At 70.0% G+C, this 25,773-nt stretch carries 23 protein-coding genes; 12 read left to right on the top strand and 11 right to left on the bottom strand.

Translation table 11 applies throughout. From position 1 onward, the window contains the following. Positions 1 to 12 precede the first annotated feature (12 nt). The 3 genes from G406_RS47550 to menE all read right to left on the bottom strand — a co-directional run bounded on the left by G406_RS47550 (position 13) and on the right by menE (position 2,723). Positions 13 to 1,311 (bottom strand): hypothetical protein, encoded by a 1,299-nt coding sequence (locus tag G406_RS47550; RefSeq protein ID WP_156934956.1) that lies wholly within the window; start codon positions 1,309 to 1,311, stop codon positions 13 to 15. A gap of 112 nt (positions 1,312 to 1,423) precedes the next feature. Next, on the bottom strand, positions 1,424 to 1,561 hold the full coding sequence (locus G406_RS56945; protein ID WP_156934955.1) for a hypothetical protein: 138 nt from the start codon (positions 1,559 to 1,561) through the stop codon (positions 1,424 to 1,426). 10 nt (positions 1,562 to 1,571) lie between these two features. Then, positions 1,572 to 2,723, bottom strand: coding sequence for an o-succinylbenzoate--CoA ligase (menE, locus tag G406_RS0117240; RefSeq protein ID WP_037077143.1), 1,152 nt, complete (start codon positions 2,721 to 2,723; stop codon positions 1,572 to 1,574). Between the two features lie 104 nt (positions 2,724 to 2,827). On the opposite strand from menE, the gene G406_RS0117235 reads away from it, so the two are divergent. Then, on the top strand, positions 2,828 to 4,003 hold the full coding sequence (locus G406_RS0117235) for an FAD-dependent monooxygenase (protein ID WP_028934797.1): 1,176 nt from the start codon (positions 2,828 to 2,830) through the stop codon (positions 4,001 to 4,003). On the opposite strand, the gene G406_RS0117230 is transcribed toward G406_RS0117235, so the two are convergent. The 4 genes from G406_RS0117230 to G406_RS54100 form a co-directional block, all read right to left on the bottom strand. After that, positions 3,989 to 4,513, bottom strand: coding sequence for a hypothetical protein (locus G406_RS0117230; protein ID WP_028934796.1), 525 nt, complete (start codon positions 4,511 to 4,513; stop codon positions 3,989 to 3,991). The two genes, G406_RS0117235 and G406_RS0117230, sit on opposite strands and share 15 nt — an antisense overlap. A gap of 282 nt (positions 4,514 to 4,795) precedes the next feature. Further along, positions 4,796 to 5,701, bottom strand: a complete 906-nt coding sequence (locus G406_RS0117225; protein ID WP_028934795.1) for a 1,4-dihydroxy-2-naphthoyl-CoA synthase — start codon at positions 5,699 to 5,701, stop codon at positions 4,796 to 4,798. Between the two features lie 35 nt (positions 5,702 to 5,736). Further along, the gene (locus tag G406_RS59385; protein WP_281172460.1) at positions 5,737 to 5,871 is read right to left on the bottom strand and encodes a hypothetical protein; all 135 of its coding nucleotides are present in this window, start codon (positions 5,869 to 5,871) and stop codon (positions 5,737 to 5,739) included. 249 nt (positions 5,872 to 6,120) lie between these two features. Next, a complete protein-coding gene (locus G406_RS54100) occupies positions 6,121 to 8,427 on the bottom strand; it encodes a thermonuclease family protein (protein WP_051342239.1) in 2,307 nt (768 codons plus the stop codon). Between the two features lie 418 nt (positions 8,428 to 8,845). Between G406_RS54100 and G406_RS0117205 the strand changes: the two genes are divergently transcribed. The 5 genes from G406_RS0117205 (at position 8,846) to G406_RS0117185 (ending at position 15,187) form a co-directional block, all read left to right on the top strand. Then, a complete protein-coding gene (locus G406_RS0117205) occupies positions 8,846 to 9,544 on the top strand; it encodes a GntR family transcriptional regulator (RefSeq protein ID WP_028934793.1) in 699 nt (232 codons plus the stop codon). A gap of 81 nt (positions 9,545 to 9,625) precedes the next feature. After that, a complete protein-coding gene (locus G406_RS0117200; protein ID WP_028934792.1) occupies positions 9,626 to 10,438 on the top strand; it encodes an N-acyl homoserine lactonase family protein in 813 nt (270 codons plus the stop codon). After that, positions 10,435 to 11,724 (top strand): hydroxyacid-oxoacid transhydrogenase, encoded by a 1,290-nt coding sequence (locus G406_RS0117195; RefSeq protein ID WP_028934791.1) that lies wholly within the window; start codon positions 10,435 to 10,437, stop codon positions 11,722 to 11,724. Before G406_RS0117200 ends, G406_RS0117195 begins: the two co-directional genes overlap by 4 nt. Positions 11,725 to 11,728: 4 nt before the next feature. Beyond that, positions 11,729 to 12,241, top strand: coding sequence for an FmdB family zinc ribbon protein (locus G406_RS47530; RefSeq protein WP_051342238.1), 513 nt, complete (start codon positions 11,729 to 11,731; stop codon positions 12,239 to 12,241). Between the two features lie 60 nt (positions 12,242 to 12,301). Continuing rightward, positions 12,302 to 15,187 carry an FAD-binding and (Fe-S)-binding domain-containing protein gene (locus tag G406_RS0117185; RefSeq protein ID WP_028934790.1) on the top strand — a complete coding sequence of 962 codons (2,886 nt, stop codon included), beginning with the start codon at positions 12,302 to 12,304 and terminating at the stop codon, positions 15,185 to 15,187. Between the two features lie 87 nt (positions 15,188 to 15,274). Here the strand turns inward: G406_RS0117185 and G406_RS0117180 are convergent, their stop codons facing one another. Continuing rightward, positions 15,275 to 15,853, bottom strand: a complete 579-nt coding sequence (locus G406_RS0117180) for a Uma2 family endonuclease (protein ID WP_028934789.1) — start codon at positions 15,851 to 15,853, stop codon at positions 15,275 to 15,277. Between the two features lie 176 nt (positions 15,854 to 16,029). Here G406_RS0117180 and G406_RS0117175 point away from each other — a divergent pair, with 176 nt between their 5' ends. Next, on the top strand, positions 16,030 to 16,746 hold the full coding sequence (locus G406_RS0117175; RefSeq protein WP_028934788.1) for an ABC transporter ATP-binding protein: 717 nt from the start codon (positions 16,030 to 16,032) through the stop codon (positions 16,744 to 16,746). After that, positions 16,743 to 18,146, top strand: coding sequence for an ABC transporter permease (locus tag G406_RS55215; RefSeq protein WP_064742953.1), 1,404 nt, complete (start codon positions 16,743 to 16,745; stop codon positions 18,144 to 18,146). Before G406_RS0117175 ends, G406_RS55215 begins: the two co-directional genes overlap by 4 nt. 223 nt (positions 18,147 to 18,369) lie before the next feature. Here G406_RS55215 and G406_RS0117165 read toward each other — a convergent pair whose 3' ends face one another. Next, complete coding sequence (locus tag G406_RS0117165; protein WP_028934787.1) at positions 18,370 to 20,013, bottom strand: ABC-F family ATP-binding cassette domain-containing protein; 1,644 nt, start codon at positions 20,011 to 20,013, stop codon at positions 18,370 to 18,372. A 26-nt stretch (positions 20,014 to 20,039) separates the two neighbouring features. Between G406_RS0117165 and G406_RS0117160 the strand changes: the two genes are divergently transcribed. Continuing rightward, the gene (locus G406_RS0117160) at positions 20,040 to 20,567 is read left to right on the top strand and encodes a DinB family protein (protein WP_028934786.1); all 528 of its coding nucleotides are present in this window, start codon (positions 20,040 to 20,042) and stop codon (positions 20,565 to 20,567) included. Here the strand turns inward: G406_RS0117160 and G406_RS0117155 are convergent. Both G406_RS0117155 and G406_RS0117150 read right to left on the bottom strand, forming a co-directional pair. Continuing rightward, positions 20,558 to 21,313, bottom strand: coding sequence for a GAF and ANTAR domain-containing protein (locus G406_RS0117155; RefSeq protein WP_028934785.1), 756 nt, complete (start codon positions 21,311 to 21,313; stop codon positions 20,558 to 20,560). The two genes, G406_RS0117160 and G406_RS0117155, sit on opposite strands and share 10 nt — an antisense overlap. A gap of 29 nt (positions 21,314 to 21,342) precedes the next feature. Next, positions 21,343 to 22,059, bottom strand: coding sequence for a GAF and ANTAR domain-containing protein (locus G406_RS0117150; RefSeq protein ID WP_037077123.1), 717 nt, complete (start codon positions 22,057 to 22,059; stop codon positions 21,343 to 21,345). Positions 22,060 to 22,238: 179 nt separating this feature from the next. Here G406_RS0117150 and G406_RS0117145 point away from each other — a divergent pair, with 179 nt between their 5' ends. The 3 genes from G406_RS0117145 (at position 22,239) to menD (ending at position 25,378) form a co-directional block, all read left to right on the top strand. After that, positions 22,239 to 23,069 carry an aldo/keto reductase gene (locus tag G406_RS0117145; protein WP_037077120.1) on the top strand — a complete coding sequence of 277 codons (831 nt, stop codon included), beginning with the start codon at positions 22,239 to 22,241 and terminating at the stop codon, positions 23,067 to 23,069. 75 nt (positions 23,070 to 23,144) lie between these two features. Then, entirely contained in the window at positions 23,145 to 23,687 is a 543-nt protein-coding gene (locus tag G406_RS0117140; protein WP_028934782.1) for a YbaK/EbsC family protein, read from the top strand. Continuing rightward, on the top strand, positions 23,684 to 25,378 hold the full coding sequence (menD, locus tag G406_RS0117135; RefSeq protein WP_028934781.1) for a 2-succinyl-5-enolpyruvyl-6-hydroxy-3-cyclohexene-1-carboxylic-acid synthase: 1,695 nt from the start codon (positions 23,684 to 23,686) through the stop codon (positions 25,376 to 25,378). The genes G406_RS0117140 and menD overlap by 4 nt, the downstream gene beginning before the upstream one ends. The last annotated feature ends 395 nt before the right edge of the window (positions 25,379 to 25,773 follow it).

Here is a 25,773-nt window from a genome sequence, read left to right as displayed (position 1 = left end):
TAGCCCAAACGATCAGCAGTGGTCGATCGGACTTTGCAGGATCACATTCTTCGCCGGGACGTAGGCGTCCGGGTCGATGCGCAGCCAGCCGTTCTCGGTGGCGCACTGCACCGGGACCCCGGCCGAGTCCGCGGCGACCCCGGCCGCGGGTGCCGAGGAGTCGGGCGCGGTCCGGACCGTCACGAGACGGGCGTCGCTCGGTTGCCGCTTGTCGTGACGTTCCTTGCCCCGGGAACCGGAGTCGTCGCCCGAGTCGCCGCCGATGTCGATCCCGATGCCGATGTCGAAGCCCGCCTTGAACGCGGTGTCGGACCGGTCGGGCTGGCGCGCCGACTTGCGACCGGTCGCGTCGACCGTGCTGAGCGGCAGCGGGCCGGTCCACAGGTAGCTGACGGTCACCAGGGCGTTGCCGGTCAGGCCGAGCGCGGTGCGGTAGATGCCGTCGGACAGGTCGATGCCCGCCGGGTTGCCGACCTTGCGGCCGGAGCCGTCCTTCCCGCCGTTGTAGCCGTCGCGGAACGCGGCCTGTGCCTGCGGTACGCCCTGGGGCAGGTCGTCGAACTCCGCGCGCTCGGCGCACCAGTAGTCGTCGTTGATGTTCCACGGTCCGACGTCCCAGACCGGTGCCCACGCGCAGTAGCCGCTGCGCGAGCACACTTTGACGGTGTACTCGGAGCCGTCCGCGAGCGCGCGTCGGGACGGCAGCGCCACGAACAGGTCGTTGTGGCGGATCTGGTGGCCGTTCGCGGTCCGGCCGCTGACCAGGCCTTCCCTCGTGGCGATCACCTGGTAGCTGTCCGGCTGGCTGGGGGCCGAGTCGGCTCGCATCGACGTGGCGTCCTCGGCGCGCGCACGGAGCCCGCTGACGACGGGACCTGGAGCGCCGGGGGTTCCGGTCAGGACGACGCGCAGCTGCACCGTCGTGGTCGGCGACGGCAGGGTCGTGGTGGTGCCGGAGCGGCTCGGCACCCATTCGCTCCAGCGTCCGCCGGAGAGCAGACCGCGGACGTCCACCGTGGCGGCGGTTCCGGGTGGCGTCACGGCGTCGAGGGTCGGGCTGATCGTCGCCGCCGGGGTGGCCAGCTGATGTACCGGCAGGGTGAGCAGCCCGAGCGGTCCGGTCAGCAGCGACGCACCGTCCGTCATCATGACGTTGACCGGGCGTGCCTCGGCCAGGTTCGCGACCCATTCGGTGCCCGTCGGGGGCGTGGCCGGCACCGCCATGAAGCCGACGGTGAGCACGCTCGTGACCGTCGACGCCAAGGCCGTGCGCAGCTTGGTGAACAAGCGAGAGGCCTCCGGTTCGGTCACGAACCGTGGTCAGCTGATCACCGGTCCGTCTGAGAAGGGTGGAGACACCACAAAAGACGGAATGATCACCTGACGCAACGTGACTGGCCGACGGCCAAGCGACACGTTCGGGCTAATCCTTGCGGTCGCCTGACGAGTCGGTCCTGCGGTGCTTGCCGCTGTGGTCCTCGTCGGCCTTGCCGGTGTCGGTGAGCAGCTCCTCACCGAGCCACTGGTCGTCCTTCTCAGCCTGCTGGTCGTGCTTGCCCATTGCCTGCTCCTCAACTCGTCCCGGACCGCAGCAGCCGCATCACGGCCCCTCGGTCAGGCTTGCCGATGCCGCGTAGCGGAATCTCCTCGATGACCCGGACGAGCCGGGGCACCGAGGGCGAGCCCAGTTCCGCGCGGATGGTCTTGCTCAGCTGCTCGCCCACGTCGGTCGCCGGGTCGGACAGCACGAGGGCGGCGGCCACCGTCTGGCCCCACTCGGGGTCGTCCAGCCCGACGACACACGCGGCCCGGATTCCCGGTTGCGCGGTGAGCAGCCGTTCGACCGATGCCGGGTTCACCGACTCGCCGCCGGTGGTGATCACGTCGTCGGCTCTGCCCAGTACCCGAAGCCTCGACCCGTCCCAGCGACCGAGGTCGGACGTGCGGAACCAGCCGTCGGTGAACGACTCGGTGGTCAGCTCCGGGCGGTCGAGGTAGCCGCTGGCCAGCATCGGGCCGGACAGTGAGATGCGGCCCTCCTCGTCGTTGCCTTCGAGACGCACGTCGACTCCGTCGAGCGGCACCCCGTCGTACACGCAGCCACCCGCGGTCTCGCTCATGCCGTAGGTGGTGACGGCGCGCACGCCCGCGTCGAGGGTCTCGGCCAGCAGGGTCGTCGAGGTCGCGGCGCCACCGATCAGCACGGCGTCGAACCGGCGTAGCGCATCCAGCGCGGCGCCTCCGTCGGCGAGCACGCGATGCATCTGGGTCGGGACGAGCGAGGTGTAGTGCCGGGCGCCGGGCGGCGCGGCGTCGAACAGGGCCGACGCGGCACGGGCGAAGCGAGGTACCCGGAAGCCGTCGCGGCTGTCCAGCATCGAGGGCGGCGCACCGGCCAGCAGCGCACGCACGATCACCTGGACACCCGCGACGTGGTGGGTCGGCAGCGCGAGCAACCAGCGTCCGGGACCGCCGAGCCTGCTGTGCGTGGCGGCGGCGCCGGCCCGCAGCGCGTCGGCGGTGAGCACGACCCGCTTGGCCGCGCCGGTGGAGCCGGTGGTCTCGATGAGCACGGCCGCGCCCGGTTCGACGGGCCCGGCGGGAACCGTCGGCCGCTCGCCGTCGTAGGGCAGCACGGCGGGCCCGCCATCCAGCGCCTGGGCCAAGGCCTCGACCAAGGTCGCCGCATCGGCCGGCGAACCATCACAACGCACCACACGGATCACAGAGCGCCTCCCGGTGGTCCAGGCTCGCACACGACCCTTTCGGGGACTTGCCTGGCCCGAACCACACTCATGTCGTTGGTGCCCTGGCTAGGTTGATGATCATGGCTGGCACGGATGTGGGCGTCGCGGTGATCGGCGCCGGGATCGGCGGACTGACGTTCGCGCTCGCGCTGCGCGAGCGGGGGATCACGGCCGAGGTGTTCGAACATGCTCCGGCGTTGACCGAGGTGGGAGCGGCGGTCGCGCTGGCAGCCAACGGGTCGCGCATCCTGACCCGGCTCGGCCTCGGCGAGCAGCTCGCGGTGGCTGCCACCGTCCCGGACCGCCTCGCGTTCCGGCACTGGTCCGACGGCAGGCTGCTGGTCGCGCTCCCGGTCGGTCAGAGCTACGCGAACCGGTTCGGCGGACAGTTCTGGGGACTGCACCGGGCACGGCTGCAGGAGGTGCTCCGCGACGCATGGGGGCCGGCGGGGCTGCATCTCGGCCGAGGGCTGCGCGCGATCACCGGCGGTCCCGGGGCGGCGACGCTCGAGCTGGAGGACGGCACGGCGGTGCGGGCCGAGGTGGTGGTCGGGGCCGACGGCCTCGCCTCCACCGCGCGACGCTGGGTGAGCGGCGACGAGCCGTACTACACCGGTACCAGCGGGTTCCGCGGTCTGGCTCCGATCGAGGCACTGCGCGGACTGCCCACGCCCGGAGACATCCAGTTCTGGGTGGGCCCGGGAGCTCATCTGCTGCACTACCCGGTCGGTGACCGGGTCAACTTCCTCGCGGTACTGGACGGCCCGCCGACCTGGGACTCGACGCACGGCACCGCCGAGGCGGCGCCCGGTGAGCTGGTCGCGGGCTTCGCCGGATGGCACCCGGCGGTGCTGGAGATGCTGCGTTCGGTCCCGCAGAGCGTCCGATGGGCGCTGCACAGGCTCGCTCCGGTCCGGCGCTGGTTCCGCGACCGTGTGGTGCTGCTGGGCGACGCGGCGCACGCGATGTTGCCGCACCACGGGCAGGGCGCCAACCAGACCATCGAGGACGCGGCCGTACTCGCTCGCTGCCTCGCGGAGGCCGGCCCGGCTGGACACCGGGACGCGTTCGTGCGCTACCAACGGCTGCGCCGCGCCCATACCCGGCAGGTCCAGCGTGTGTCGTCACTCGCGTCGGGGCTGCTGCACCTGCCGGACGGGCCCGCCGCGCGTGCCCGGGATGCCGAGCTGGCCCACTTCGCGGAGCGGTTCAGCTGGATCCACGGGCACGCCGTCGACGGTTCAGCTGCTTCGTAGGCTGGTGATCTTGTCGTGGATCGTCTTGCGGTTCTTGGTGCGCGCCTCGTAGGACTCGATCCGGCCCAGCTCGACATCGGACAACGTGTCGAGCTTCGCGGTCACCTCGGCGACGTTGAGCTCGTCGTAGTCGGCGATCGGGAGGTCGTCCTCGCGGGACACGACACCGCGCACGACGCCCTCGGCGGTCTTGGCGCCGGGAACCTGACGGATCCGCTCGGTCGCGGCGCCTCCGACGTCCCTGCTGCGCGCGCCGATGCGTTCGAGCAGCGCGGGGAAGGCGTCCGCCAGCTGGCGGGTGAAGTTGGCCTGGGCGCGGGAGAACTCCCGAATCCAGTCCGCGCCCCGGTCACCGGCAGCCTCCTGCGCCTCGGCCAGGTTCTCCAGCATCCGCTCGTAGGTCTTGACCGACTCCTCGCCACCTTCCTTCGCGGCGTTCACGATCCGGTCGTTGAGATCCCTGATGCGGTCCACCGCGGACTCGATCCGTGCGTTCGGCTTGCCGGCCACCGTTGGCTCCTCGTCTGTTCGTGTGCCCCCTGCCACACCCAGACATTCCCCCAAACGGCCCACCCCAACCCTCACGGGGACCCGGGACTGTGCACTCTCCCTACGTGCAACCCCGTGCCCGGCTCCAAGGCATCTCGGCTTCGCCGTCGACCCGTGAGTGGCAAGTGGTCCTATAGCAACCCTGGGCACTCACGACGGAAAGCGTGTCGTGAGTGCCCAGGGTTGCTACGCCTTCGGCGCCCCTTCGGGGTAGGACCACTTGCCACTCACCGGGGGTGAGGGTTAGTAGTACCAGGGGAAAGGGGTCCAGTCCGGGGGGCGTTTCTCCAGGAAGGCGTCGCGGCCCTCCACCGCCTCGTCCTGCATGTAGGCCAGGCGGGTGGTCTCGCCGGCGAAGAGCTGCTGGCCGACCAGGCCGTCGTCGATCAGGTTGAACGAGTACTTCAGCATGCGCTGCGCGGTGGGGCTCTTGCCGTTGATCTCCTTGCCCCACTGGATGGCGGTCGCCTCCAGGTCGGCGTGCGGCACGACCTCGTTGACCGCGCCCATCTCGTGCATCTGCTCGGCGGTGTAGGTGCGGCCAAGGAAGAAGATCTCTCTGGCGAACTTCTGCCCGACCTGCCGGGCGAGGTACGCGGAACCGAAACCACCGTCGAACGAGCCGACGTCCGAGTCGGTCTGCTTGAACCGGGCGTGCTCGGCCGAGGCCAACGTCAGGTCGCACACGGCGTGCAGGCTGTGCCCGCCCCCGGCTGCCCATCCGTTCACCACGGCGATCACGACCTTCGGCATGAACCGGATCAGCCGCTGGCACTCCAGGATGTGCAGCCGCCCGGCGCGCGCCGGATCGACCGTGTCGGCGGTCTCGCCGCTCGCGTACTGGTAGCCGGTGCGGCCACGGATCCGCTGGTCACCGCCGGAGCAGAAGGCCCACACGCCGTCCTTCGGTGCGGGACCGTTCCCGGTCAGCAGCACGCAGCCGACGTCGGAGGTCATCCGGGCGTGGTCCAGCGCGCGGTACAGCTCGTCGACGCTGCCCGGCCGGAACGCGTTGCGTACCTCCGGCCGGTCGAACGCGATGCGCACGGTGCCGTGCGAGACGTGGCGGTGGTAAGTGATGTCGACGAAGTCAAACCCCTCCACCGCGCGCCATGCGCCCGGGTCGAAGGTCTCCGAAACAGTGGTCACCCCGACAACCTAGTAGGCCAGCCCCACACCGCTGTTCAGCCGCCCAGACCGACCCACCACAGCAGACCCACCACGGTGAACCCAGCGACGGCGAACCCGGCCACAGCGAAGCCGGCTCCGCAAGTCTCCGAAGGAGTTCCGGCGAAGGCCGGCGTACTGAATGTCCGCACCCAGGCTCCCCAGCCGAACGGCGGCTCCCAGGGCAACAACAAGCGCGCGCCCAACCGAGGAACGAGGTTTGTTTTTCCGGGAGTACCCCCGACGGCGAAGCCGAGGGGGTGGTCACGGAAAAACTCCGCGCGGAACAGGCCCAAGAGTGCAGCGCGAAACAGGCCCAGAAGGACGCGAGCCACCGCGCCACGTCGCAGACCTCGGGGAGTCTGCGACGTGACGCGGCGGCCCACGTCAGCGGGTACCGGTCAGTTGCCGGTACCGGTTCCGGTGGTGCTGGAGCGGCTGCTCGACTTGGTCGTCGTGCTGGTGGTGCTGCTGGACTTCGGCTTGGTCGACTCCTTGGTCGACGCGGCCGTCGCGTTGGCGGTGCTCGACGAGGACGAGTCCGCGAACTTGCCGTTGCACGGCGTGTCCCACAGCCCGGACTTCTTCTCCTTGGCGGCGTCCTGCGCGGTCTTCAGCTCGTCGGCCTTCTCGACCGGGCGGCTGCCGTCGTAGTACTTCGCCATGCCCTGGGTGACGGCTTCGGTGGAGTAGTCGGTTCCGTCCGCGGTGCGCAGGTAGGCCTGGCGGCGGCCCTGCTTGTCGGTGACCGGCTGCGACGGGTCCTGGACCATCGTGACCATCTGGTTGCTCAGCGTCCGGTTGGCGAACGCCTTCGAGATGGCGTAGCCGCAGCCGTTGGAGTTGGGGACCGCGATGCCGAGCACCACGACCTCGCTGCCCGCGGGCTCGGACACCTCGACGCGGTCGGGCGCGATCACCTTGGTGATCTTGACGACCGTGCCGACGGGCGAGTCGATCGCGGCGGCCGGAGCCGGGCTGACCGGAGCGGCCGCCTGGATCTGCTGGTTGCCGGTGATCAGTTTCGCGCTGCCGATGGCGGCCAGGGCAACGAGCGCGACCGCGCCGGCACCCAGCCACATGTACTTCTTCGACAGGGTGCGGGGCTGGTCGCCGGGGCCGCTGCCGGCTGGCGACGGCTTGCCGAGCGCTTCGAGCCGGACCGGGCCGCGCTTCTTCCTGCTGCTGCGCGTCTCGGTCTCCCGCTGCGGGCTGGTCTTCTTGCCCGCCGGTGCGCGCCAGCTGATCGGCTTCGGGCGTTCGTTGCCCTCCGCGGTCAGGTTGGCCGGGTCGATGGCGGGCTTCTCGTCGCTCTCGGCGGGGGTGTCGGCCTTGTCGTCGCGACGGATCGAGGTCGGTGCCTCGGTGATCGCGGTCGAGGACACCGCGAGGGTCGCGGTCTCGGGGCCGAGCTGGCCGGGCTGGCTCTCGGCCGCGAGCTGGTCGATTCCGACCGAGGCCTGCGCGGGGAACACGCTGGTCGGCACGACGTCGGACGGCGTGGGCTCCTCGGCGGCCAGCGTGGTGATCGGCACTTCGCCGATCAGCTTGGGCTGGGTGCCGATCGGGCCGGACTGCTCGCTGGCCGTCGACTGCTCCGGTACGCGTCCGACCGTCGGCTGCGCCGGGATGCCGGTGGTGCTGGCGATCACCGAGATCGGTACCGCGCCGGACGCCGAGCGGCCGCTGCCGGAGCCCTCGGTGCCGTAGTAGCCGGTCCCCGTGGTCGGCGCGCTGTGCGAGCCGGACCACTCGGGCCGGGTCTCCGGCGAGGACAGCGGCGAGCGCAGCGCGGTCGTCGGCGCGGTCAGGTCGAGCCCGTTGAGACCTCCCGACGGGCTGTCCGTGCTGTGCGCCCCGGTGCCGTTGGTCCCGTTGGTGTCGTACAGACCGGTGCCGTTGGCTCCGTTCGTGCCGTACGACTCGGACCCGTAGGACGGGTTTCCGTTGGTTCCGTACGAGGGTGTGCCGTAGGACTCGGCGCCGTTGGTGCCGTACGAGCCGATGCCGTGCGAACCGTGGGACGCCGGGGTGGAGTGCAGCCCGGTTCCGGTCGCGCGCAGTGCGGTGGTGGCCTCACCGGAGTAGGACGACTGGCCCCCGATGCCGCGTCCCGTCTCGGTGGCGGTCGCGGCGGCGGAGTGGGATCCGTAGCCGTTGGTGCCGTTGGTGTGCAGCGCGGTGGTCGCGTCGGCCGTGTGGAGCGCGGTCGTGCGCTCGGCGGCGAACGAGGGCTCCGAGTAGCTGGACACGGCGCTGACCGGGGGGTTGTAGCTGGGCGCTGCCTGGTAGGCGGTGGCCTCCTGGTATCCGGAGCCGCCGTAGCCACGCTGCTGCCCCGCCAGCTCGTGGATCAGTTCGACCACCTGTTGGGCGTCGGCCGGCGTGACCTGCCGCAGGACCGCGGTGCTGGAGGAGTCGGACACCGTGATGGCGGCCCGTCCTCCTTCGGCGACCCAGTCGGCCGAGGACAACCTCCCCAGCGGGAAGCCCTCGCTCGCGTGCCCGCTCCGTCCGTCCCGAAGGAGTAGGACGCGGTGGTCGGTGACCGCCATGAGTCCGGCGCCGGCTCCGTAGATGCCGGCTGCCAGGCGCTGTACCGTTTCCCCGTCGTGCAGGTAGGCGCCCAGTTGACGGACCTCTCGGTGCACGTCGTGGTCGGTGTTCATGCGTGCCGCTGCGGCCACGATGTCAGACCTCAGGTCCATGGCGACACCCCCCAATCGCGGTGGTCGGGTCATACGCCCCTTGATGGGCAGTACGACTCTTCGTAGGCCTTAACGACCAATTCACCAAGCCGATACTGGGACATTCCCATTGCGAGCGTCACAAAAAAGTCGCGATCAGTGAAGCAGATGCTCAGGCGCTAGGCCATTTGAATTACATGTGTGAAATTCAACCTTGCATTAGCAACTGTTTGCCGAGGTCAGAGCGGTGTGCTCGCAATCACATCGTGATCGAAACGTGAACAACTGTTTCTAGTGTACTGAATTGCCACGCACGTCCCGCTAGCCACATGACACCGCCAGACGTGTGGATTGTCACTCGTTCGAGGCGTCTGGCGTGTCACTCGACGGGGGTGTCGAGCCCGTTGACCGCTGGCATGTGGCGTGCCACTCTCGGCCGGTGAGGCAGGTTCGACCGACCGCCACCGTCAACGCCCAGGTGCTGGATGCGTTGCGCGCGGCCGTCATCACCGGCGAGCTGCCTCCGGGGACACTGCACTCGGTGCACACTCTGGCAGGTCAGCTAGGGGTCTCCCGCACCCCGGTCCGGGAAGCGCTGATCAAACTGGCTCAGCAGGGCATGGTGCGGTTCGAGCGCAACCGGGGTGTCCGCATCCTGCAGACCTCGCTGCACGACCTGGAGGAAGTGTTCGCGCTGCGGCTGCTGCTGGAGGTGCCCGCGACCCGCAGGGCGGTGCAGCTGCTGAAGCCCGCGACCCTGCGCGAGCTGCGGCAGGTCTTCGCCGCGATGGAGAAGGCGGCGGCGGCCGACGACGAGTACCGCATGTGGGAGCACGACCGCCGGTTCCACCGGGTCCTGATCGCCGCGTCCGGCAACAGCAGGCTGGCCGAGTACGTGGACGGGCTGCGCGACATGGTCCTGCGGCGCGGGGTGTCGACCGCGCACCGGTCCCGTTCGCTGCAGGTCATCGTCGCGGAGCACCGGGTGGTGCTGGAGCGGGTCGAGGACCGGGACGTCGAGGGTGCCGCGCAGGCGATGCGCGCGCACATCCTGCACACCGCGCAGCTGCTGGTCACGCAGGAAGCGGGAGCTGAGAACGGGACCTTCGACGTCGACCTCGGCTGGACCGTCTCATAGTTGAACGTGCATTGACGGGTGGCATGTGGCATGCCACTGTTTTGTGACGTGCCGCACCCCTCAGTGTCGAAGGGACCCACCATGGCGACGGCGAACAAGGTGAGCGTCATCCCCTGCGGAGCGATGACTGCCGACCTGACCTGGCTCCTCCTCAAGCCCGGCCGCTCCATCACCGACCGCAACCACAAGGACGCACCGGCGCCGTGGGTGGACGTGCCCACGCACTGCGTCCTGGTCGAGACCGACGAGGGCAAGCTGCTGTGGGACACCAGCTGCCCGCGTGACTGGGAACAGCGCTGGGAACCCACCGGCCTGCAGGACTTCTTCCCGTACGACAACGTGTCCGACGACGAGTACCTCGACTCCCGGCTCAACCAGATGGGCGTCGGGCTCGACGAGATCGACTACGTGGTCCTCTCCCACCTGCACTTCGACCACGCCGGCAACGCCCAGATGTTCAAGAACACGAACGCCAAGCTCGTGTGCCACGAGCGGGAGAAGGACTTCGCGTTCGGCTTCGAGGGCCTGTTCACCGGCGCGCACCTGAAGACCGACTACGAGGGTCTGCAGTTCGAGACGGTCTCCGGGGACACCGAGTTCCTGCCCGGCGTGACGCTGCTGGAGACCCCCGGCCACACCGTCGGCTGCATGTCCATGCAGGTCGACCTGCCGGACAGCGGCACGATGATCTTCACATCCGACGCGGTGTACATGGGGGAGAGCTACGGCCCGCCCGCGACGCCCGCCGCGATCGTCAACAACATGGAGCAGTTCTACGCCTCGGTCGAGAAGCTGCGTGGTATCCAGGAGCAGACCGACGCGACGATGGTGTTCGGTCACGACGCCGACCAGATCCATCAGCTGAGGGTCGCTCCGGAGGGCTCCTACACATGACCGGCGTCGAGCTCACCGAGGAGACGATCTTCACCTGGGGCGCTCCGCCGCTGAAGTTCGGTGCCGGTGCCTCCGACGAGATCGGTTTCGAGATGGCCGGCCACGGTGTCCGGCGTGTGCTGATCGTGACCGACTCCGGGGTCAACGCGCTCGGCGCGCCGCAGCGCATCGCGGACAACCTGCGTCGGTACAAGATCGAGTCGGAGATCTTCGACGGGGTGCACGTCGAGCCGACCGACGACTCGATGAACAAGGCCGTCGAGTACGCGAGGGCGCAGGGTGACTGGGACGGCTTCGTCGCGGTCGGCGGCGGGTCCGCGATCGACACCGCGAAGGCGATCAACCTGCTGACCAGCAGCTCCGGCGAGCTCATGGACTACATCAACAAGCCGATCGGCAACGCGCGGATCCCGGACGGGCAGCTCAAGCCGCTCATCGCGGTCCCCACCACGGCCGGTACCGGTTCGGAGTCCACCGCGATGTGCGTGCTGGACATCCTGTCGATGAAGGTCAAGACCGGGATCAGCCACTGGCGGTTGCGCCCGACCCTCGCGGTCATCGACCCGCTGCTGACCATGACACTGTCGCCGCAGGTCACCGCCGCGTCCGGGATGGACATCGTGTGCCATGCGGTGGAGAGCTACACGGCGCGGTACTACACGACGTTCGACCGTAAGAAGCCCGAGGAGCGGGTCACCTACTGCGGCTCGAACCCGGTGTCGGACCTGTGGTGCGAGAAGGCCATGGCGCTGCTGGCCCAGTCGTTCCGCAAGGCGGTGCACGAAGGGTCGGACAACGTCGAGGCCCGCTCGGACATGATGATGGCCGCGACGTTCGCCGGCATGGGCTTCGGCAACTCGGGCGTGCACATCCCGCACGCCAACGCCTACCCGATCGCCGGCATGGTCAAGGACTACATCCCGGCGGGCTACCCGCCGGACGAGCCGATGGTGCCGCACGGCCAGTCGGTGTCGCTGACCGCGCCGGAGGCGTTCCGGTTCTCCTTCGCCAGTGCGCCGGAGCGGCACCTGCGGGCCGCGGCGCTCATGGCGCCGGACGCGGACAAGCACAACGACCCGAGCGAGCAGCTGCCCTCGGTGCTGATCCAGCTGATGCGGGACATCGACATCCCGAACGGAATCGGCGGCGTCGGCTACACCGAGGCGGACGTGCCGGACCTGGTGCCCGGCACGATGAAACAGCAGCGGCTGTTGGCCACCTGCCCGAAGACGCCCACCGAAGAGGACATCGCCGACATCCTGACCAAGTCCATCGAGAACTGGTAGGCCCGTGCCGATCTATGTGTACCGCTGCTCGACCGAGGACACGTGTGGTCTTCGGTTCGAGCAGCTCACGTCGTTCGACGCCGACGCGCCCGCGTGCCCGGGGTGCGGCGGCGTGACCCGCAAGATCCCGGCCGGGTTCAGCCTGGGCGGGCAGGCGGATCGCAACGGCTCGGCGGGGCTGTCGATGGACCGCATGCCGCAGACCTGGCGCGGGACGTACAACGGCAACCGCGAGTACACCGGCCAGCTGCGGCGGCAGTGGGAGAACCGGCAGCGGCTCGAGGCGAAGTACCCGGAGATCGCGGGTGACCAGCGTCCGATCCTGGCGCACGAGGGCCGCTACCACGACACCCCGCTGCGGGCGGGCGACCCGATGCCCGGCGCACCCACCACGGGGCACGGCCACGGTCATGGGCACGGCCACGGTCATGGGCACGGCCACGGGCACGGCCACTCGGCACCCGCCGCCGAGCCGCCCGCCCCGCCGGCGACGCCGAAGAAGCCAACTACCCCGTGAGTGATGTGGGTTGCCGGGGCAGCCCACATCACTCACGGGGGCAACCCGCACACTGAGCAGGTGAGCTTGCCTGATTCCGATCACCGTGCCCTGAGCGCGGACCTGTCAGCCAGCGTCGCCGGTGAGGTCCGCTTCGACGCCGCCAGCCGCGCCATGTGGTCGGCGGACGCCTCGAACTACCGCCGCGTCCCGATCGGCGTGGTCGCGCCGCGCGACGCCGCCGACGTCGAGGCCGCCGTTGCCACCTGCCGTGAACACGGGGTTCCGCTGGTCCCCCGGGGCGCGGGCACCTCGATCGCCGGGCAGGCGGTCAACACCGCGGTGGTCCTCGACTTCACCAAGCACATGAACAAGGTCCTGGAGATCGACCCCGAGGCGCACACCGCGCGTGTGCAGCCCGGGCTGATCCTGGACAACCTGCGGGACGCCGCGCGACCGCACGGTCTCACCTTCGGCCCGGACCCGTCGACGCACAACCGCTGCACGCTCGGCGGGATGATCGGCAACAACGCCTGCGGGTCGCACTCGGTGGCCTGGGGCAAGACGGTCGACAACGTGCACGCCCTCGACGTGCTGACCTACCGGGGCGAGCGGCTCACCCTGGGGCCCGCCGGCACGAACGGTGCGGTCCCGGCGAGTGGTTCCATCCCAGACCGGCTGCGTGAGCTGGGCGAACAGATGGCCGACGACGTCCGCAGGTCGTTCCCCGATCTCACCCGTCGCGTGTCCGGCTACAACCTCGACCAGCTCGTCCCCGGCAGCGACTTCGACCTCGCCAAGGCCGTCGTCGGCACCGAGGGCACCTGCGTCACGGTGCTCGGCGCGACCGTCCGGCTGGTCGAGTCACCGGCCGCGCGGGCGCTCGCGGTGCTCGGCTTCCCGGACGCCTACCTGGCCGCCGACCACGTCATGGTGGTGCGCGAGCACAAGCCGCTGACGATCGAGGGCATGGACGCCGGGCTGATCGCGGCGCTGCGCGCGCAGCACCCCGGCGAGACGGCGAGCAAGGCGCTGCCCGATGGCGGCGGCTGGCTGTACGTCGAGACCGGCGGTGAGACCCGCGCCGAGGCGGAGGCGGCGGCGAAGGCCGTGGTCAAGGCGATGAAGCCGTACGGCGCCACGAGCGTCGTGGTGAGCGACCCGGCCGCGATGAAGGCACTGTGGCGCATCCGTGAGGACGGCGCGGGCATCCTCACCCGCTCACCGGACGGCGGCGAGGCGTGGCCCGGCTGGGAGGACGCGGCGGTCCCGCCCGAGCGGTTCGGCGCCTACCTGCGGGAGTTCGACGCGGTGCTGGCCAAGCACGGCCGCCAGGGCGTCTACTACGGGCACTTCGGCGACGGCTGCCTGCACGTGCGCATCGACTTCGACCTGCTCACCCGCGCCGGCATCGCCAACTTCCGCGCGTTCATGGAGGACGGCGCCGACCTCGTCGTCGCGCACGGCGGCTCGCTGTCCGGCGAGCACGGCGACGGCCAGGCGCGCTCCGAGCTGCTGCCCCGCATGTACCCGAAGGAGATCATCGAAGGGTTCGAGCGGTTCAAGGGCATCTGGGACCCGGACGACATGATGAACCCCGGCCGCGTCGTCCGGCCCGCGAAGATGGACGACGACCTGCGCATCTTCGTCGGCATGCCGACCCTGCGGGACACCCCGGAGCTGGCGTTCGCGCACGACCGGGGCAGCTTCACCAGGGCCACCCGCCGGTGTCTCGGCGTGGGGCGCTGCGTCAGCGAGTCCGGCGGCGTCATGTGCCCGAGCTTCCGGGCGACCGGCGAGGAGATGCACTCGACCCGAGGGCGGGCGCGGCTGCTGTTCGAGATGGCGAACGGTGAGGTGATCTCCGGCGGCTGGCAGTCCGACGAGGTCGCCGAGGCGCTCGACCTGTGCCTGTCCTGCAAGGGCTGCAAGCGCGACTGCCCGGTCGGGGTGGACATGGCCGCCTACAAGACCGAGTTCCTCGCGCAGCGGTTCCGCAACCGGATCCGTCCGCTGACCCACTACTCGATGGGCGCGCTGCCGCGCTGGCTGCGGCTCGTGGCGCGGGTCCCCGGGCTGGCGCGTCGGCTGAACGCGCTCGCCCAGCGTCCGGCGCTGGCGTCGATGGCGAAGCGGTTCGGTGGCATCGCGCCGGAGCGATCCATCCCACCGCTCGCCGAGCGCACGTTCTCCTCGTCGTACGTGCCCTCGCCGTACGCGCCGTCGCCCCGGGTCCCTCCGCACGGGCGGATCGTGCTGTGGCCGGACACCTTCACCGACCACTTCGACCCGCACATCGCCCGCGCGGCGGTGTCGGTGCTGGAGTCGCTCGGCTACCAGGTCGAGGTGCCGGACGGACCCGTGTGCTGCGGGCTGACCTGGCATTCCACCGGTCAGCTCGACGCGGCGCGCCGGGTGCTGCGCCGGACGCTCACCACGTTGCGGCCGTGGCTGATGGCCGGGGTGCCGATCGTGGCGCTCGAGCCGAGCTGCGCGGCCGCGCTGCGCGCCGACCTGCCGGAGCTGCTGCCCGACCACCCGGGCACACCCGCGCTGTCCGGCGCGGTCCGCACGTTCGCCGAGGTGCTCGCGAAGCACACCGACGAGCTGGCCACGCGGGTCACGACCCCCGGCCTGCGCGCGTTGGTCCAGGTCCACTGCCACCAGCACGCCGACCTGGGCGCCGAGGCGGACCGGTCGGTACTGGCCGCGTTGGGTGTGGATGCCGAGGTCCTCGACTCCGGGTGCTGCGGTCTGGCCGGCAACTTCGGCTTCGAGAAGGGCCACTACGACGTGTCGATGGCCTGCGCCGAGCGCGTCCTGCTACCGGCGGTCCGGGCAGCGGACGACGAGGTGGCGGTCCTGGCCGACGGCTACAGCTGCCGCACCCAGCTGCGCCAGGCCGACCAGCGCGAGCCCGTCCACCTGGCCCAACTGGCAGCCCGAGCCCTGGGCCTCCCGCACTGACCAGCGCCGCCACCACCGCCGATGTCACGAATGTGGCTTTAGGGACGTTCAACGTCCCTAAAGCCACATTCGTGTCCCTGGGGACGGTCAGGTGAGGTCGTTGAGGTTGATCGTCAGCGGGTAGGGAGCGGTGGTCGTGAAGGTGCCGGTCGCCTCGTGGTCGTTTGCGTAACCGAGCTCACCCGCCTGATGAAGCGGGAGCAGCGACGCCGGCTCGTCGAGGTCGACGATCCAGTAGCGGGGGATGCCGGCGTCGGCGTATTCGCCACGCTTGACGACCCTGTCTATCCGCCGCGAGCCGGGCGAGACGATCTCGATGACCAGCTGGATCTCATCGGCTCGCAGTAAACCGCCTTCGCGTTCCACCCGGTCCATCGCGCGCTTCGTGACCAGAACCAGATCTGGACGGCGCACCCAACCAGGTCGGCTCGGTGCTGTGAGCTGTAGGTCAATGTCGATGTCCTGGAGAACGCACACATCATCGGGCATCTGAGGGTCGAGTTGTATGAGGAGTCGGCCCGATGCGCGCACGTGTCGAGGGGTTGGACTTGGGGACAAGGTCAGGTTGCCTTCCTGCAGCTCCCAGCGGCATTGGTCGTCCTCGCCGAGGGCGGCAAACTCCGCGACCGTGAGCAGGCGCCCCGGCGGAGTAGGCAGAACGGTCATCCGAGTTCTCCTTCCTTGCCAACAACCAAGTTTCGCACGGTAGTGCTTCCGATCACGACGTTGTCGGGTTCTCCGGCAGGTCGGCAGTCGGTTGTCACACCGTTGGGTCTGTGCTGGATGAAGCAGGTACGCTAAATTCTGCAGTTGTTGAATTAGCGTAGCGAGAGGGACCGGCCATGGGTAACGCGATCGAGGCACGGGGGCTCACCGTCGAGCTCGGCGGCCGGAAGATCCTGCGGGGGCTGGACTTCACCGTGCCGGCGGGCCAGGTCACCGGGCTGCTCGGACCGAGTGGATGCGGGAAGACCACGTTGTTGCGCTGCGTCGTCGGCGTGCAGCAGATCAGCGTCGGCAGCGCCCAGGTGCTCGGCGTGCCCGCCGGGTCCGCGTCGCTACGCAGCAAGGTCGGTTACGTGACGCAGGCACCGTCGGTCTACCTCGACCTCACCGTGCGCGACAACGTCGACTTCTTCGCCTCGGTGTACGGAGTCTCGCCCTCGGCCGCGACCAGGGCGCTCGCCGACGTCGGGCTGTCCGAGCGCGCCGGGCAGAAGGTCGGCACGCTGTCCGGCGGGCAGCGAACCCGGGTGTCGCTCGCCTGCGCCTTGCTGTCCGCGCCCGAGCTGCTGATCCTCGACGAGCCGACCGTGGGCCTCGACCCGGTGCTGCGGCGCGACCTGTGGGTGCGGTTCCACGCTCTGGCCGACGCCGGCACCACGCTGTTCGTGTCGAGTCACGTCATGGACGAGGCCGGGCGTTGCAGCCAGCTGCTGATGATGCGCGAGGGTTCGCTCATCGCCGACGACACCCCGGACGCGCTGCGCGCCGCGACCGGTACCGACGACCTGGAGGAGGCCTTCCTCCGGTTGATCAGTGCCGAGGCCCCGGCATGAGCGCGCTCGTCTCACCCCGGATCACCCTCGCCACCGCGCACCGGGTGCTGCTGCAGCTGCGCAGCGACCGCCGCACCGTCGGCATGCTGGTGGTCGTGCCCAGCGTTCTGCTGGTGCTGATCAACCGCATGTTCGACTCACAGCCCCGGTTCGACCAGGTCGGCCTGCAGCTGCTCGGGATCTTCCCGTTCACCCTGATGTTCCTGATCACCAGCGTCGCCATGCTGCGCGAACGCATCAGCGGGACCCTGGAACGCCTGCTCACCACACCGATGTCGAAGCTGGACCTGCTGCTCGGCTACGGCATCGCGTTCGCCGTCGCCGCGGCGATCCAGGGTGGGGCCACCTGTCTGACCGCGTACCTGCTGCTGGACCTGTACACACCGGGCAACCCGTGGCTGGTCTTCGGGATCACCATCGCCAGCGCCGTCCTCGGTATGGCACTCGGCCTGCTGAGCAGCGCGTTCGCCACCACCGAGTTCCAGGCTGTGCAGTTCATGCCCGCCGTGGTGATGCCGCAGGTGCTGCTCGGCGGGCTGTTCGTGCCGCGCGAGCAGATGGCGGGTTGGCTGGAGTCGCTCAGCAACCTGCTGCCCATGACCTACACGCTGGAGGCGTTGAAGGAGGTCAGTGAGAGCTCCCTGGTCAGCTGGGACCTCGTCGGTGACATCACGGTCATGGTCCTCGCGGCCGCGGCGGCCCTCGGTCTGGCCGCGACGACCCTGCGCCGCCGCGCGGGCGAGATGGACCCCCGGGTACGCACCGGTCTGCTCGCCGTGCCGTACGTGGCGTTGCTGGTGGTCAGCGTGCTGGGCGTGGGCCAGGTCGTCGCGGCACACCGCTACGTGTGGACCGACAACGCCGAGACCGACGGCGACCGCATCACCGTCACCGCTCCGGCCGGCGGGACCCTGGTCGACTGGCGGGCGAGCAAGGGCGCGACGCTGCGCAAGGACCAGATCATCGGCCGGATCGAGCTCAACACCGGGTTCGGCAAGGCGCAGCGGGTCATCCGGGCTCCGGAGAGCGGTGTCGTCTCCATGACCAACGTCGTCGAGGGCACCACGGTCGCCCAGGGCGCCGAGCTCGCCGTCGCCTACGACCTGGGCGCGACGACGGTGACCGCGCGCGTCGACGAGACCGACATCGGCGAGGTCCGCCCCGGTCAGCAGGTCGACGTGTCGGTGGACGGCTACCCCGGCCAGACCCTGCTCGGCTACGTCACCGAGATCCAGGGCAGCACCGCCGAGCTGGTCTCGGCCAACCCGACGAACAAGTCGACCGGCAGCTTCCAACGCGTGGACCAGGTCGTCCCGGTCACGATCACCCTGGCCGACACCCACGGCGTCCTCCTGGTCCCAGGCATGAACGTAGAGGTCAACATCCACAAGGACACCTGACCCCCGTGAGTGGCGAGTGGTTCTACCCCGAAGGGGCGCCGAAGGCGTAGCAACCCTGGGCACTCACGACCGCTTTTTGGTCGTGAGTGCCCAGGGTTGCTATAGGACCACTCGCCACTCACGAAAGCCGGGGTACAAGGGGGTCAGTACGTCAGAGCTGCACGCAGGGATGGGTGCACTTCTACGGGGTCCCGTGAGTGGCGCCCCTTCGGGGTAGACGCCCTCAGCACTCACGGGAGGTGAGGGTTCCGGCGTCGACCGTCCAGCGGCGGGTTACGCGGACCGCGTCGAGCATTCGGCGGTCGTGGGTGACCAGCAGGAGGGTGCCGGGGAAGGACTCCAGGGCCGACTCGAGCTGTTCGATGGCCGGCACGTCGAGGTGGTTGGTCGGCTCGTCGAGCACCAGCAGGTTCACCTCGCGCGCCTGCAGCAGCGCCAGCGCCGCCCGGGTCCGCTCGCCGGGGGACAGTGACGCGGCGGGCCGCGGCGCGTGCGCCGAGGTGAGACCGAACTTGGCGAGCAGCGTCCGCACCTCCGGCTCGGTCCAGTCCGGGACCTCGGCGCGGAACGCCTCGGTGAGCGACTGCCCGCCGAGGAACAGCCCGCGCACCTGGTCGACCTCGCCGACCCGCACGCCTGGCCCGAGTGACGCGTGCCCCGAGGTCAGCGGCAGCCGCCCCAGCAGCGCGCCGAGCAGCGTCGACTTGCCGGACCCGTTCGCCCCGGTGATCGCGATCCGGTCCGCCCAGTCGACCTGTGCGTCGATCGGACCCAGCTGGAACGTGCCACGCGACACGACCGCGCCGCGCAACGCGGCGACCACCGCGCCGGCCCGGGGCGCCGCCGCGATCGTCATCCGCAGCTGCCATTCCTTGCGCGGCTCCTCGACGACGTCGAGCCGCTCGATCCGCCGCTCGCTCTGGCGCACCTTCGAAGCCTGCTTCTCACTCGTCTCGGCACGCATGTGCTTGCCGATCTTGTCGTTGTCCGGTGCCTTGCGCCGGGCGTTGCGGACGCCGGTCGCCATCCAGTTGCGCTGCGTGCGGGCCCGCTCGGTGAGGTCGGAGACGGTGTCGGCGTACTGCTCGTACGCCTCCCGCGCGTGCCGTCGCGCGACTTCCCGCTCGTCAAGGTAGGCCTGGTATCCGCCCTGGTAGACCCCGACCTTCTGCTGCGCGAGGTCCAGCTCGACGATCCGGTTGACCGTGCGGGCCAGGAACTCCCGGTCGTGGCTGACGATGATCGCCGGAGCGCGCAGGCCGGTGACGAACCGTTCCAGCAGCGCGAGGCCGTTGAGGTCGAGGTCGTTCGTCGGTTCGTCCAGCAGCAGCACGTCGTAGCGGGAGGCGAGCAGTGTCGCCAATCCGGCGCGCGCGGCCTGACCACCGGAGAGGCCGGTCATCAGTGCATCGGCTCCGGTGTCGAGCCCGACCTCGGCGAGCACGGCGTCGACCCGGTCCTCCAGGTCCGCTCCGCCGAGCGCGAGCCACCGTTCCAGCGCGATGGCGTACCGGTCGTCGGCGCCCGCCGTGCCCTCGGCCAGTTCGGCCGCCGCCGTGTCCATGACCTCCTGCGCGGCGGTGACGCCGGTGCGCCTGGCCAGGAAACCCGCGACGGTCTCGCCGTCGAGACGGTCCGGCTCCTGGCGCAGCAGCCCGACGGTCGCCTCCGGCGGAGCCAGCGTGACACCACCCTGCTCGGAGGTGTCCAGCCCGGCCAACAGCCGAAGCAACGTGGTCTTACCCGCGCCGTTTGCGCCGACCAGACCCACCACGTCGCCGGGCGCGACGATCAGGTTCAGTCCGCTGAACAGGGTGCGTTCGCCGTGGCCGGCGGCGAGATCGGTGGCCAGCAAGGTCGCGCTCATGACGTGGCTGACGTTACCGTCGGACGATGTGGCGGGACCAACTAGTAGCCCAGCTCGACTTCTACTGGGACCACAGCCTGACGCCGAGGCTCGACGGCCTGACCGACGAGGAGTTCCGGTGGGAGCCGGTCGACGGCTGCTGGACGGTCCGGACCGTGCCCGACGGTGACCCGGTGATCGACTGGGAATGGCCCACACCGGACCCGGCACCGGTCACCACGATCGCCTGGCGCCTCGCCCACATGGCGATCGGGTGTTTCGGCATCCGCGCCAGCTCACACTTCGGCGACGGTTCGCTGACGCTCGAGACCGCGCGGTGGCCGGCCACCGCGGCCGAGGCGCTCACGGCACTGCGCACGCACCACCGCGCGTGGCGCGACGGCATCGGTTCGCTGGACGACGACGCGTTGCTGCGCCCGGTCGGCCCGGCCGAAGGCCCCTGGGCCGAGCACCCGATGGCCGCGCTGGTCCTGCACCTCAACCGCGAGATCATGCACCACGGCGCGGAGGTGGCGTTGTTGCGCGACCTGTACCGGGCCGGGTATCAGCGCTGAGCGGTCGTGACCAGCAGGCCGGGGTCGAGCTGCCGCTCGACCACGTCGCGGGCCAGATCCACGAGCCGCAGGTTGTTGATCCGTGCGTAGCGGCGCAGCGCGTTGAACGCCTGGTCCATCGGCAACCCGGAGTGCTGCGCCAGTACGCCCTTGGCCTGCTCGATGATCACCCTGCTGTTCAGCGCGGTCTGCAGCTGCTCGTTGAGGACCTCACCGTGCCGGACCGCGCGCTCGTGCAGGATCGAGATCGTGGCGACGTCGGCCAGTGCCTGCCCGAGGACCTGGTCCTCGACGGGCATCGACCCCGGTTGTCCGTGGAACAGGTTGAGCGCGCCGAGCGCCTCGCCACGCAACCGCAGCGGCACCGCGTACACCGACCGGAAGACCGGCTGTCGCATAGCAGCCGCGACGAACGACGGCCACCGTTCGGAGGCACGCTCCAGATCCGGCACCGTGACCGGTGCCGCCGTGCGGAAACAGTCCAGGCACGGCCCCTCGTCGTTCTGCAGCTGCATCAGCTCCAGAAGGTGTGCGTCCTCGCTGGACGCGGCGACCTGGCGCAGCCGACCGGCCGGGTCGGCGAGCATGATCGCGCCTGCGTCGGCTTCGAGCAGCGAGACGCTGTAGCCGACCAGCCTGGTCAGCAGGTCGATCACGTCGTAGTCGTCGACGAGACTGTCGGCGAGTGTGACGAATGCGCGTGCCACCTGCTGTTCGCGAGTGCTTTGTCTGCCCGGTCGGCTCACCGGTACCACCTCATTTGTCGCGTCATCCATCAGCGGGGACCTTCATCGGTGAACGACAGCCGCCGGGCGACCACATCGCGGGCGACATCGATCAACAGTCGTTGTTCGGCGAACGCGTGGGCGCGCATCCGGGCCAGTGCGTGGTCGGCGGGTACCCCCAACTGTGCCAGAACCATCCCGGTGGCCTGGTGGATCTCCGCCCTGCCGGCCACCATCGGGTCGAGCCAGGAACCGCGCGCGTCGACCAGCTCGCCGGAGTCGGTGCGCAGCGTCAGCATCATCAAGGTCGCCGCCTCGGCCGCCGCCAGCGCGTCCATGCGCTCGGCGTCGCCGAGTCCGTCCGGTTCGAGCCGGTACAGGTCCAGCACACCCAGGTTCGTCGTGCCCCACTGCAGCGGCAGCGCGAACAGCGCCCGAACCGGCGTCGTCTCGAGCAGCGTGGCGGTGAACATCGGCCATCGGGCGGTCGCGGTGCGGATGTCGCTGACGAACACCGGTCGCCCGGTCGTCGCCGCTTCGATGCAGATGCCCTCGTTCAGGGTGAACTGCAGCTCCTCCAGGACGTCCGCCGTCGGGTCGGTGGCGTGCAGGGTGAGCCGCGAGTCGGTGGCGGTCAGCAGCGACAACGCAGCCCCGTCGACGTCCAGACCCTCGACGTACGCGCGGCAGATCCGCTCGGCCAACCCGCGGTCGTCGGGCACATCGCGGGCGATCGCGAGCACTGCCTTCGTCGCGGCGCCTTGCACGGTCCCAGCCAATCGGTCGTCAGGTGTCGGAGGAACACCGAGCACGACGGAGATCGGGCGCCGAGAGCGGTTGGGTCAGGGTACGCCCCTGTACGCCGGTAGGTGGAATCACGGGGAAAGTCGTCAAAGTCGCAACTATCACCGATTCGGGACCGCCGAAGATGGGTAGTTTCGAAGATATGAGCAAGCAGGTACCCAATATTCGGTTGAACAACGGCGTCGAGATCCCCCAGTTCGGTTTCGGGGTGTTCCAGGTGCCACCGGACCAGACCGCTGACACGGTCCGCGAGGCGTTCGCCGCCGGCTACCGGCACATCGACACCGCACAGATGTACGGCAACGAGGAAGGTGTCGGCGAGGCGATCAAGAACTCCGGGCTCGCCAGGGAGGACATCTTCGTCACGACCAAGCTCAACAACCAGGGCCACGGCTACGACTCGGCGATCTCCGAGCTCGAGGAGAGCCTGCGCAAGCTGCAGCTCGACCACGTCGACCTGTACCTGATCCACTGGCCGCTGCCGCACCAGGACCGCTACGTCGACACCTGGAAGGGCTTCGAGAAGCTGCTCGCCGACGGTAAGGCCCGCAGCATCGGCGTGTCGAACTTCCAGACCGCGCACCTGGACCGGCTGGCGAAGGAGACCGACACGGTCCCGGCGGTCAACCAGATCGAGCTGCACCCCAAGCTCACCCAGACCGAGCTGCGCGAGTACCACCAGGCGCACGGCATCGGCACCGAGGCGTGGAGCCCGATCGCCAAGGGCGAGGTGCTGAACGAGCAGACGCTGACCTCGCTGGCCGAGAAGTACGACAAGAGCCCGGCCCAGGTCGTGCTGCGCTGGCAGGTGCAGGTCGGCAACATCGTGTTCCCGAAGTCGGCCAACCCGGCGCGGATCCGGGAGAACATCGACATCTTCGACTTCGAGCTGGCCGCCGACGACATCGCGGCGATCGAGACGATGGACGCCGGTTACCGCACCGGCCCGGACCCGGACACGTTCGGTTCCTGAGGACATCCCTGAGACCTCGGTCTCTGAGGGCTGCCTGATGAGGCCGGGTGCGCCCGGGTTCGCGACGATGGTTCGGTGAGCTACGCACTGACTCTGGTACCCGCACTGGATCGGCCGGATCTGCTGGCCGATCCGGTGCGGGACGCCCTTGCCGCACTGGCCCTGCCCGGCAGCGCCATCCAGGTCGCCGAGATCGACCCGGAACTGGCCGACACCGCCGCGTTCTGCGAGCGGTACGACGTTCCGCTGGCCGAGTCGGCGAACTGTGTCCTGATCGCGGGCAAACGGGGCGGTGAGGTCCGGATGGCGGCGGTACTGGTGCTCGCCACCACGAGGGCCGACGTGAACGGGACCGTGCGGCGGCTGCTGGACGCACGCAAGGCGTCCTTCGCGTCGAGGGAGCAGGCGACCGGTGACACCGGCATGGAGTACGGCGGGATCACCCCGATCGGCCTGCCGCCGGAGTGGCCGGTCTACCTCGACGCGGCCGTCGCCGCCGCCGACAGCGTGGTGATCGGGTCCGGCGTGCGCCGCAGCAAACTGGTGCTCGCCGGTTCGATGCTGTCCGCGCTGCCCACCGCCACGGTCGTGGACGATCTGGCCGTACCGGTCGCGTGAACCCCTCGACGGCGCAGGCCGAAGTACTGGTCGACGAGCTGATTCGGTGCGGTGTCACCGAGGCGGTGCTGTGTCCAGGTTCGCGGAATGCGCCGTTGTCGTTCGCGCTGCGCAGGGCCGACTCGTCGGGGCGGATTCGGCTGCACGTCCGGATCGACGAGCGCACGGCCGGTTTCCTCGCGCTGGGTCTCGCGTTGCGGTCCGGCTGGCCGGTTCCCGTGGTGTGCACGTCGGGAACCGCGGCGGCGAACCTGCACCCCGCCGTACTCGAGGCGTCCTACGCCGGTGTGCCGCTGATCGCGCTGACCGCGGACCGTCCGCCGGAGCTGGTCGGCACCGGCGCCAACCAGACGATCGTGCAGAACGGCCTGTACGCCGACGCGCCGAGGCTGTCGGTCGCGCTCGGTGTGGCACGGCGTGCCGTCGGCCAGCAGGCGGCGTGGCGGACCGCGGTGGCCCGAGCCGTCGGGGTCGCGCTCGGCAGGGCCGGCGACACTCCCGGCCCGGTTCACCTGAACGTCCCGTTCGCCGAACCGCTGGTCCCCGAGGTCGGCCCCGGCGCCGGTGACTGGCCAGAACCGCTCGCCGGCCGGCGCGGCGGCATGCCGTGGACGGTGTACCCGCCGAGCAACCACAGCACCGACCCGCTGCCGCTGGATCCCGCCGCGCCGACGCTGGTGATCGGCGGTTCCGTCCCGACCGGCTCGACGCCCCGGCTGCCGCCCGGCGCCGGGTTCGGCGCCGGAGCCCCGGTGATCGCCGAACCCGGGTCACCGCTGTGGCCCTACGCCCTGCGCACGGGGCCCTGGTTGCTCGGATCGGTGCAGGCAGACCGCCTGCGGCCGACCCAGGTGCTGCTACACGGCCGACCGACACTGCACCGTTCAGTCTCGGCACTGCTGAACGACGACCGCGTCGCGGTCTACGCGGTGTCCGGCACGGTCGACGCGGCCGGAGCCGGTCTTCCGCCCTCGGTGCGCGCGGTGGGCATGCCCCCGCCGCTACGCCCGCCGCCGGAGTGGACCGGCCGCTGGGCCGGCGCCGACCTGCACGCCTCGACCGCGCTGGACAAGGCTCTGGTCGAGCCGTCCACCCCGCTGGGTATCCGCCTGGCCGCCGCGCTCGTGGACGCCTTGCCGGACGGCGCGCTGCTGACGCTCGGTTCGTCGAATCCCGTGCGCGACGTGTCACTCGCGGCGCGCCCCCGGACCGGCCTCACGGTGTTCGCCAGCCGAGGTGTGGCCGGTATCGACGGGTCGGTGTCGACGGTGACCGGAGCCGCTCTCGCGCACGCCGCCGACGGAGGCGGACCGGGATACGCGTTGCTCGGCGACCTGACGGCTCTGCACGACATGACAGGTCTGCTGCTGGGACCCGACGAACCCCGCCCCGATCTGGCGATCGTGGTACTCAACGACTTCGGTGGGGGCATCTTCTCCCTGCTGGAGCAGGGCGGGCCCGAGCATGCCGCGTCGTTCGAGCGGGTCTTCGGGACGCCTCACGGGGTGTGGCTGGAAGGGCTGTGCGCCGGGCTCGGGGTGGGCTATCGGAAGGTGCGGGAGCTGTCCGAGCTGCCTGATGCTCTGGTCCCGGAGCCAGGGGTCCGGGTCATCGAGCTGCAGACCACCCGGGAGTCTCTGCGATCCGGGCACGCGTCGTTGCGCGAGTCGATCGATTCGGTGCTCGGCTGAGGTTTCGGTGTGCATCCCCGCTGGCCATCGAGTGTGCTTGGCGTGGCCGCCCGCTCTCACCCCCCGGCTGGCGCCGGCCTCGCGCGGGTTCCTGGTTGCGCGTAGTTCGGGGGCGAGGTTTCAGGGTTGACAGCGGGCGGCCACGCCAAGTGCAGGCCAGGATCGCGGGGATGGGAGAGCTGTGCGGCGCTTGTGTTGGTCACGGCTGCGCCGCGCCCCCCCACGGCCTCCTGGTGCACCGCGCTCGTTGTGTGCACGTGCCCGGGGTACTCAAGATCACCCTATCTGTCACACGCGTAACGCCCGGGGCGACTTCGCAGAGCTACGTGTTGCGTCGCACATGTTCCAACATCTGCGACGCAACACGTAGCTCTGCGAGGCGTGACAAAAGTGAC

Source organism: Actinospineispora spinosispora DSM 44797 (assembly GCF_000429025.1).
Lineage (GTDB): Bacteria > Actinomycetota > Actinomycetes > Mycobacteriales > Pseudonocardiaceae > Pseudonocardia > Pseudonocardia spinosispora.
Note: the sequence above shows the minus strand (reverse complement) of the source record. Positions and strands in the feature narration are given on the sequence as shown.